The sequence below is a fragment of the Vibrio sp. 10N.222.55.B11 genome (genome assembly GCF_041473705.1).
Lineage (GTDB): Bacteria > Pseudomonadota > Gammaproteobacteria > Enterobacterales > Vibrionaceae > Vibrio > Vibrio crassostreae_C.
Window position 1 is genome coordinate 55,454 of record NZ_JBFRST010000043.1, and the last position, 9,331, is coordinate 64,784.

At 40.1% G+C, this 9,331-nt stretch carries 11 protein-coding genes; 5 read left to right on the top strand and 6 right to left on the bottom strand.

Features of this window, described 5'->3' with window-relative positions; genetic code table 11:
- Nucleotides 1-183 precede the first annotated feature (183 nt).
- From matP to AB4503_RS15635, 4 genes are all read left to right on the top strand, one after another.
- Nucleotides 184-639, top strand: coding sequence for a macrodomain Ter protein MatP (gene matP, locus AB4503_RS15620; RefSeq protein ID WP_017059673.1), 456 nt, complete (start codon nucleotides 184-186; stop codon nucleotides 637-639).
- Between the two features lie 23 nt (nucleotides 640-662).
- A complete protein-coding gene (locus tag AB4503_RS15625; protein WP_017059672.1) occupies nucleotides 663-971 on the top strand; it encodes a DUF3634 family protein in 309 nt (102 codons plus the stop codon).
- Nucleotides 972-1,076: 105 nt separating this feature from the next.
- Entirely contained in the window at nucleotides 1,077-1,388 is a 312-nt protein-coding gene (locus tag AB4503_RS15630; protein ID WP_017059671.1) for a hypothetical protein, read from the top strand.
- Nucleotides 1,389-1,532: 144 nt separating this feature from the next.
- Nucleotides 1,533-2,753 carry a hypothetical protein gene (locus AB4503_RS15635; protein WP_372115354.1) on the top strand — a complete coding sequence of 407 codons (1,221 nt, stop codon included), beginning with the start codon at nucleotides 1,533-1,535 and terminating at the stop codon, nucleotides 2,751-2,753.
- 100 nt (nucleotides 2,754-2,853) lie between these two features.
- Here the strand turns inward: AB4503_RS15635 and AB4503_RS15640 are convergent, their stop codons facing one another.
- Together AB4503_RS15640 and AB4503_RS15645 are read right to left on the bottom strand one after the other, a co-directional pair.
- Complete coding sequence (locus tag AB4503_RS15640) at nucleotides 2,854-3,456, bottom strand: DUF2971 domain-containing protein (RefSeq protein WP_017063853.1); 603 nt, start codon at nucleotides 3,454-3,456, stop codon at nucleotides 2,854-2,856.
- A 338-nt stretch (nucleotides 3,457-3,794) separates the two neighbouring features.
- Complete coding sequence (locus tag AB4503_RS15645; RefSeq protein ID WP_372115355.1) at nucleotides 3,795-4,397, bottom strand: porin family protein; 603 nt, start codon at nucleotides 4,395-4,397, stop codon at nucleotides 3,795-3,797.
- Between the two features lie 843 nt (nucleotides 4,398-5,240).
- Here AB4503_RS15645 and AB4503_RS15650 point away from each other — a divergent pair.
- Nucleotides 5,241-5,612 carry a regulator gene (locus AB4503_RS15650; RefSeq protein WP_372115356.1) on the top strand — a complete coding sequence of 124 codons (372 nt, stop codon included), beginning with the start codon at nucleotides 5,241-5,243 and terminating at the stop codon, nucleotides 5,610-5,612.
- Between the two features lie 28 nt (nucleotides 5,613-5,640).
- Here AB4503_RS15650 and AB4503_RS15655 read toward each other — a convergent pair whose 3' ends face one another.
- The 4 genes from AB4503_RS15655 to AB4503_RS15670 all read right to left on the bottom strand — a co-directional run.
- Nucleotides 5,641-6,711, bottom strand: coding sequence for a hypothetical protein (locus AB4503_RS15655; RefSeq protein ID WP_372115357.1), 1,071 nt, complete (start codon nucleotides 6,709-6,711; stop codon nucleotides 5,641-5,643).
- Nucleotides 6,712-7,129: 418 nt separating this feature from the next.
- On the bottom strand, nucleotides 7,130-8,554 hold the full coding sequence (locus tag AB4503_RS15660; protein WP_372115358.1) for a zonular occludens toxin domain-containing protein: 1,425 nt from the start codon (nucleotides 8,552-8,554) through the stop codon (nucleotides 7,130-7,132).
- A gap of 1 nt (nucleotide 8,555) precedes the next feature.
- Nucleotides 8,556-8,900 carry a hypothetical protein gene (locus AB4503_RS15665; protein ID WP_372115359.1) on the bottom strand — a complete coding sequence of 115 codons (345 nt, stop codon included), beginning with the start codon at nucleotides 8,898-8,900 and terminating at the stop codon, nucleotides 8,556-8,558.
- A 2-nt stretch (nucleotides 8,901-8,902) separates the two neighbouring features.
- On the bottom strand, nucleotides 8,903-9,331 hold a 429-nt coding region (locus AB4503_RS15670; RefSeq protein ID WP_372115360.1), incomplete at its 5' end, for a hypothetical protein.

Below are 9,331 nucleotides of genomic sequence, written 5' to 3' on the forward strand. Positions count from 1 at the left end.
TTCTGATTATGATAATGAGGTAGGGAGTATATAGAAAAACCGATCTCGCTTGTAGCTCTATGTTGTAGTTACTAATCACTAAGCTAATATAAGTATGATCTTGGTCTATTCTTTCAAGATCATAATTGTTAAATAGCCTATTTTGGGTTACGCTGTCACTAGGATTAACTCTCGAGATTAGACATGAAATATCAGCAACTTGAAAACTTGGAATGTGGTTGGAAATGGAACTATCTGGTCAAAAAATGGAAAGAAGGCGAGTCGATCACCTGCCACATAGATTCAAGTGAAGCTGACGTTGCTGTTAAAGCCTTATTGAAGCTTGAACACCAACCTACGGGTGTTCTTGAGTGGATATCTAACAACATGTCTCCTGAGCTCGATAACAAGCTTAAACAAGCGATCAGAGCTAAGCGAAAACGCCACTTCAATGCTGAACAAGTTCATACAAAGAAGAAATCAATCGACCTTGATTACCGTGTATGGGAAAAGCTATCTCAACGTGCGAACGAGCTAGGTTGTACGCTCTCAGATGCCATCGAGTATTTGGTTAGCGAAGCGTCTCGTAGTGAGCAGGCCAGCAAGACGGTGACTAGCCTCAAAGAAGACTTAAGCAAGCTCCTTTCTGACGATAAATAACCATCAACAGTAGTGGTGACATTATGATGTACGTAATCTTAATCGGTGCGGTATTAGTTTTTTGGTTAGTAGCAGTCGACCGACCGGTATTGAAAATTAAATTTAGCGACGGGGCGATCGAACAAGTTAAAGGGCATCTTCCACCGAGCTTTAAGCACAACCTTCAAGAGATTGGTCATAACAATACCTTTAAAGGCGAGCTAAAAGTGTATGCAAAACGTTCTGGTTACAATCTCAAGTTCACTAAAGATGTTCCTAAAAACGTACAGCAACGTATTCGTAACGTGTTCCCGCATAATGGTTTTAAGTCTAAAGGCTCAAAGAAAGCGTAATCGTTGAGAGTTACGCGTTAGCTGGTCAATCCTCATACTAAGTTAATCCTTCATTTCTCTTAAATCTCCGCATACTGTTCTCACCCTCAACAAAGAGAGAGCAGTATGAGATATCTAGTATTACTATTATGTTTTTTATCCCCAGTCGCTTTTCCCGACGATGCATTGGTTAATCCTGTAGCTAAAAAGATAAAAGTCACCGTCATGAAAGGGCTCAACAAGAGTAATGTTGATTTCGAGGGTTATTGCGATCTGATGATTGAGATGAAGCACTCTAAAGGTTACGCAAGAATCAAAAAGGTGAGAACGTCTGGAGATAGTAAAGTTTGCAAGCAGGCGAAAAAACACCTACCGACGAAGAAAAGGTTCAAATACAGCTTTCCAGAAAAGTATATCCGGCTACATATCACACACTAGCCACTCTCAACGCACTATAACTAAATATCCTTAATTTTATTGAAACAATTTCGTGAACCAATCTCTAATTTCTATTAATATTAGTTTTGTTATAAAGGCAGGATATGCCGATACAAGAGCATTTACGGCAAAGGAAAGTCACGGTTGTTGTTAGCAAATAAAAGTTATACCTCTGAAGTAGTTGAGATCTCAAGGAAGGTCTCAATCAATGTTGAAGCTCGCTTTAATCGATGGTTAATCTCACCTGAATATAAGCTCGCACAATCTACAGTAGACACGTTACTAAGTTTGGAAAATAGGTATTGTGATAGTGTCATATTTGATGAATCTGACCGCATATCTCACAATCAACGTATTTTATTGCGCTGCGAGCAGGATAGAGTCAATGCTCATCGTGAAAAAGTCGACGCGAAGCAACAAACCTTACGATACGTTATCGATGATGTCAGCAATGCCGCTTCTGCGCTAATGATTGAGAAGCTTCAAGGTACCTTAATAAGTTCGTTGTTTTCAGACTTACCCGATTACAATCAGTTCGCTAGTGTTGCGTATTCGCCATCTTTAAACTTTTCCAAACTCCATGAAATATCCGCGAAAAGTAGGCCATTGAGCTCAAGTTTAATCGAGTTTGTTTCCAATCAAGAGTTTTCAGAGAAATATGGAAAGAAATCTAAGGTAATTCTCGATCCAAAAGTTGCAGCACGACAAATAGGAATAGAAAATTGTCGTTTATTGTTCCCATTGTTAATGAGTCAACAGCTGATTAAGTGGAATGATGGCAACATTAAACACATCACACCTAAGGTTTGGCAACACTTGGTCGTGACGTCAAATGCGACTCGAATTCGACTTCAAGAAACGTCGGTTAAAGATCCTAACGTAGGCATTTTACTTGGTGTGTTGAGAGTTCTGCCTTTGTTTTTAATTTGTAACCACTTTTCTTCAACGTTTGAAGACGCATTGGTAAAAACGATGCTTGGTTATCGTGAAGCAAGTGACAAGCATGACGAATATTATGCTTGTACTGAGGTGATGCCAAACACACAGTTTCTTGAATCAATGGTCGAGCAGCTAGAGCTTAAGCTACTAAAAAACCTCGTTGAATTTATAGATTGGAGCCCTGGAAATCAGTTCATCAAGAGGGCACTTCTAGAGGAAGTGAATGACATTCCAGTACTTGAGCGAACGGTTTATGGTGCAGCTTTGGCTCAAGGTAGAAAATATTCTGTTTTCGAGGCGTTAGATAATAGTGAACTATTTAACGTTAAGCACCGACCTTATTGGTTTTCAACTGTTCAAATGTCTATCGCGACGATTGAGCAGATGCAAGATAAAGGATTGGGAAAGCTTACGGTGAACATGTAATAAAAAGAGAGAGTCTCATTAATGTCGCTCTCTTTTTTGTTGCGCTGTAACTTTATGTGAATGTCTTGTTTTGGCGCTAAACAGTAGGATTACACTCTACTTAACTGACCACTTCGAAGGTAAACGACTCTTGCTTTGCTATTGCGTGTTTAACAGGGATACCAAGGCGCTGGCAAGTCATCAGAACTTTCAATTTCCTGTCGGCAGGAGCGTGCTCTGACAGAATCACCGAGCTTAGGCACTCTCTATTAAGGTAGAGTTTATTTCCGATCATCTCGTCATCAGGTAATACCCAGCGGTATTCCTTTTCATAACGCCAATTAGAATGCTTAATTTTGAATATCTCAGCTCCCAGTCTTGATGTTTGTAAACCTCTTAGCGATGTCGGGCGGAACATATTCGGTTCGTCTTCATACTGGACTTCAAAACAGTTGAGATTGGCCTCGCCGTTATAGCAGTTGAGATCATACTCGATACACATGCCTTTAAAGTTGTCACCATACTGCGACCATAGTATTGGGTGGTCGTTCGACTGAGAGAAACACATGATCTTAAAGTTTTGTTGAAGCTCTTTGTTGAATGCGTGGTTAGATTCAAAAGGGTTATTAAAAGTTTTAGCGTAATCAAACCACAACGAACACTCGGAAATAGATTGTATGTTTCTGTCGTGGAGCGATCTGAACTTATAAAGTTTAGGCAACATATCAAACACCTAGTTTACAAAATTGCCTGATGTTAACACTTTAATTTATTTTTAAGGATTGAATGCATAGCATTTGATTGCTTAATCACCAAATTTATTCGTATAACTGTTTGATAGATCAAAATTTAAACACGAAATAGTAGCCTGTTAAAGTGGTTTATTTTGCGTTAGGGCAAAGCTTTCAAGTTGTAACTTTTTACAGAAGATACAACGTAACTTTATTTATGGTTGAATTGTCTTGTCAAAGTAGAGGTCGAGTAGGGAAATAGGTGATTAAAATTAAAGCCGAGCTTTAAAAGGACGGCTTTAGTAGTATTGAGCCTACGAGTGAATCAAGTTTAGAAGTGGTACCTTGCACCTAGGTAAGCGGTTTGAGGTGACACATCGATGGATTCAATGTCAACGTTTGCATAGCGGTAACCAATATGGATATCGATGTTGTCTGTTACCATCGCACCAAGCTCAGCACCAACTTGGTAGGCTGCTTCAGACTTAGAGTCTGATACTCCAAAAGCTTTCGCTTCCATATCCATAGAGCCAACACCGGCTAATAAAGATACATACAGATCTAATACGTCACCTTCAACAATAAACTTTGGTTTAATGTTTACGAAGAAAGCATGGCCTTCAATATCCATTAAGTCGTTATAGCTAACTTTTCCGATTTTTCGGTACTCGGCTTCTAGCCCCAGTTTGACGACATCATGTGTATTGAATTCGTAGCCTCCAACCAAGTTATAGCTAAAGTCTGATAGATCAGATGAATCTTCAATGGCGCTGCCACGATATTCTAATTCAGTTTCATTATAAAAGCCGATATCAACACCAGCATAAAAATGACCATGCTCTCTAGGTGAGTTTTCGTTTTCACTAGCAAGCGCCTGCGAGCTGATGCCAAAAAAAGCGGTGAATAGCGATAGGGCGATTGTACTGATTTTCATGTAAAGCCTTCTAAGATAATAAGTTATTCTGTTCCAGAATATGTTAACAAACAAAAGATACTCTAACTAATTGAGAACTAGCCTAAAGATCTGATTTTAAAGACTTGTTGGTAATAGAAGTGTCATTATCGCAGTTATGAGACAAGTTAATATAGTCCAGACAGAGGTTAATAGAATTTATGTTGCACTGTAACTTACGATTAGCCAAGTCGTTTATAGAAGTTCGTTTTGGATGGCAACGCAGTTTGGTAACAATGACCGTTGGGCATCAGAAAATTCAAAGTTAGTGGTTTGAAAAACGAGTACGGATGTTACTGATGACGTTGATAGTTGATTCAATTTGGTGAAGAACAAGCCAACATAGGTAAACAAGACTAGATGATTCGGGAGTTCGCTTGGTCTTTTGGGACCGTTAAATCTAGCGAACAAGAGTAACCAAGTCTTTTCAGTTTATTGGTAGTACGGACAATAGACCGAGAGTTAGTGGAAGCGTTAATCATCTAGGTTCTTTTGGTAAGCAAAATCAGGGTAATAGCTTTTAACACTCAACCAGCAGAGACTCTGGACTAACTTTGGAGAGGCATCCGTAATTAGAAGTCTTAATTAAGTTTGAGCAGACATGTGATAAAGCCATCACGATTTAATCCAATTAACGCGGAGTCAAAGCCAGCCAGTAATTAAATAGATAGATTCATGCGGCGCTGTACGTAAAATTACGCGAGTAACAGGCCCTGAAACCTCTCAGATTTCAATCTCCTTTTTGGTGCGTATTATGTCTGATTATGTTTAATGGTGCATATCTTATAAAATCAGTGAAACCTCTTGTATTTAGAGGTTTTATCATTGAAGTATCGCGAAATGAGTAAGAATTACATTTTTCGAGAGTTAGAGTGCCAAATGACCAAGGAAGAGGTGGCTGAACTGTGTTTTAAATCTGTGAGAACGGTCACAGGTTGGGATGAGGGGAATCCAATTCCGCCCGAGTGTAAAAGGCTTATGAGAATGGCTAAAGGTCGGGAACTGAGCATTAGTGAAGATTGGATACAGTTCAAAATGTTATATGACAGGATGGAGCTACCGACTGGTCAAGTGGTGAGACCACAACAAATATTAGCGGGAATTGCACTTTTAGGGATTCAATCAGAATTAGAGATCAAGACTTCTACATATTTAATTAAAACTGCTAGGGCAATATCTAGAATTAGACATAGATAAAATAAGGCCCCTCAGAGGGGCCTTACACTTATCCGTTAATGAACTGGAAACCATAGTTACCAATAATGCCAGCCGCGATGCTGCCGATGTATGACAGAATGATAATGCAGACCTTTCCTTTTGTCCTTTTCTGTTGCTTATCGCGATTAAGTATCGCCATCTGCGATAACAGAACATGTGATGATTGAATAGGGCGAGTAACAACTAAGAAAATAGTGAGTATAGCAGGAGTTAAGATACAGCCTATTAAAAGTGCGATAGTGCTAGAGCTTTTACTTTCTTCTATTTGAGTTAAAGTTTCAAAGATTAAATCTAGTTTCTGGTTTAACATATCGGCGCCATCGGATGCGGCAGCCTGAATGACCAAGAACTGCTCCTGAACCGAAGACAAAGAGTCGCTTGGAACTGTCAGCGCGTTGTAAAGTGGATAAATCATCAATAAAGATACAATTACAAACAGCATGGCTAAACGCGCGAATTGAGCAATGTGAAAGCCGACACTTTTAGTTTTCATTACTTCTAAGACAGACGTCGAGATTATACTTTCAATATCATCGCTCCAAGTCCTCTCAGTGTGATCAATTTGAACATTAATTAGTGATTCTTTACCTGGTGCTAATAATGTTTCTAAGTAAATGTCTAACGGGTTTAAGTGCTTTGTTTTTTTTCGTTGATAGATCGAAGCAGTGAAAGAGATCTGTTGTTTTTCTGGATGTGGACGATTAGGGAATTGAATTAAGTATTCCCAAATAATCTTCACACCACTAGAAACTTCCCGTTTTGTCTCATTATATCCCTTGAAAGCTTCTAACGAAGTTATTGTTCTTTTTGTTCCATTTTCGAAATAGATTACAGCAGTAAAATTGATAAGAGTAGAGTTCGCTTGCTGTGATATACGTTGGTTAATCGTTTCATGTAGGTTAACGAGCCAAGAATGGTCAATTTCAAAAGTAATGTTATAAGTTCTTTCTAGTGATTGTTTTTGGCCTAACAGGTCGGTAATAAAACCGCCTAAATCACTTTTTTTTACGGGTATAGATATTACTGTGTCAGATTCATCTATAAGATCGTTTGAGGGGGGCATTATTGAAGTGTTCAATTAAGTTGACCTAATTAAAAAGAAATCATTATACAACATGAGGCAGTGCATAAGAAAGAGTCTCGAAAAGTTATAGAGTTAGGTCGAATTTACCCCCGTGATACAACACGGGGGTTGCTGCCCACAGCGTCGCGCTCGCTGTTCAGCTCTCACGACTCACGCGAAGCTGTGAGCAGAATGAAAAGAGTTGTTAGTAAGATGGGTTGCAGTAGCAAAAAGCCCCACTGATGTTGAGAGGCTCTGCTAGGGTGATCTTGGCAATGTGAAGGGCTAGTGATGTGGTTTCATCAAGTCAGCTACGCTTCGCTGCTTTTCGGGCATTTTGGGAAGTCATACCCAAGAACTGTATCGAGTGCCCTTATCCCTGCGGGGCGAGTATGTCATTTTTTGACATACCACCGTTCAAGTATGTCATTCGTCACATGCTGAAGATATCGACAGACCTTTGAACGTCTTCGACTCTACCACTCATCAAATCGTTACTCTCAGAAGCGATAGCAACGCCACTCGATGTAGGTGGACACGTTAAAACCCTCGACACTGTTTTAGAGCGCACTTGAATCAAGCAATCATCAATCAATTCGAAGCGATAGCCGTAGCGGTTCAATACAGCCGAGCGTATATAAAAGGTGTCTACACCTTTATCTATCCTAAAGACAAAGTCTGAATACTCACCAAAGCCCTTTGGATAAACCGTTCTACTTACTGACGTAAGATAGACCGCTGTAGAGCCGTTGAATACGGGAAAAGCATCAAAGAAAGGATTCACAGCATCAGGAAGACTTTCAGCAGAAGCTTGAGAAGTAGCATTGCTAGAACCCACCCGAACAGAACTTTCCCCATCTTTGATAGGAACATTTTCAGATATTGGAACGTTAACCTGAGTAGATAGAGTAGGCGAGTTGGTAGAGGCAGCTGGCGCATCAACCGTTTGAACTTCACCCACATCAGAATCAGATAGTACATAAGATAAATCCCATAGAAATTTGCCAACGGCCGCGACACCGATAAGGATCGCAAGAATGAATTTTGGAGACTTCAAAACCGAGATATCAGACTTAGTAGCGTTAAAGCCTCCGGTTCCTGTGGACTGATACAGTGCGAATACATCAACAGGAATTGTCTTGTTCGTACTACTAGCCATATCGCTCTTAGTAGAGGGAGCTGTCTTAGTGGATTTTGGTGGATGGTTAAAAATCCTAGGCTTACGACTTCGAAAGAACGTATCCGTAGAACGGTGAGAATATGCTTCACCGGCACACCCTTTTAACCAAGTTGGGATTGCGGTGTAATCAGGCGTAAGCATGACAATATCCCATTGGTATTTTCTATGTCGCATGAATGCGCCGTAGAAGTCGAACGGGTAGAGCAGTCTGTTATTTTCATCGAGTTGGGTTCGTTCGCAATCATCAACGTCACCTACTTCAAACGAATCAGGGTCAACTGGAAGCCAACGAGAATAGAACAGTTCTGAAAAGTCTTTAGGTAGGTAATCTACAAACTCAGAAAAGGGCTTTTGTAAGAACTTCTCACGTTTAAATCCTGCTTCGGGACAATACAAATCCTGACATTCATCAATAACAATGAATGCACCAATAGGCATCCAGTTAAACCAGTTTTGCCAAAGCATTACCCCCTCAGAAGATCGTGTAAAGATCCTAATTAAGCGAGCTGAATCTGGAAATTTTTCACCTAATAATTCTTCGATAGATTCTTTGGGTTTCAAGCCCTCAATATTGGTCACAACGATACGACCTTCACGCAAAGCAGGGAGGATTTCAAACCATGTGACATAAGCGGTTTTATAAGCACCGTTAGAACCATGACGAAAGGAAACTGCCATATCACCACCCCATAATTCTAAGCACAAATGCCGTAGCAAACGCATCAATAACAATTCGAACTGAATCAACAATGCCGAACTGGTAACAGGCAAAACGCAAGTCTGAGGGAAGCTTGTTAAAGGCCATGTTCAACACCGTATAAACCTCATATTCTGAAAGCAGCAAAGAGGCAACGCTATAGGCCATTTCTAGCATTTGGATTTTTAAGTAGATATAGAGCTTGATGAACCAAAACCATGCGTATGTGAATGATTGGAGAATCAACTCAGGTATGGAGGCGAAGAAGTCGTAAATACTGCCGAAGACAGTGACAATGTAATCAAGTGCGCTATAAAAATATTCCATGATTAAACCTTTGAGCGACCAGAAGAAAGCAAAATAAAGCCAGCGAGCAGAGTGGCAAGAAATAAGATAACGGTGCGAATCATATTGGTATTGGTAGAGCCCAAAGAACTGAACAAATTGAACCCGACATCAACGTTCCATCGGCTCAGGGAGAAAGTCGTGGATTCATAAGAGCCATCTGAGAATGACATTTGACCTAGCTTTAGAGGGGATTGTTTAAGCTTACTTTCAAGTGTTTCTTCTAGCTCATCAATTTCAGTTTTTAGATCATCAAGGGACGTGGTAAGTACCGTATCGGTATCAAATCCATTACCTTGCCCTGGAGCAGTGAATGAACCTGATTTCCCAAAAACATCTTCAAGAACGTCTTTGATATCTCCTTTGGTGAGACCATCACCATTATTAGAACCGTCACCACCAGTAGAACCATC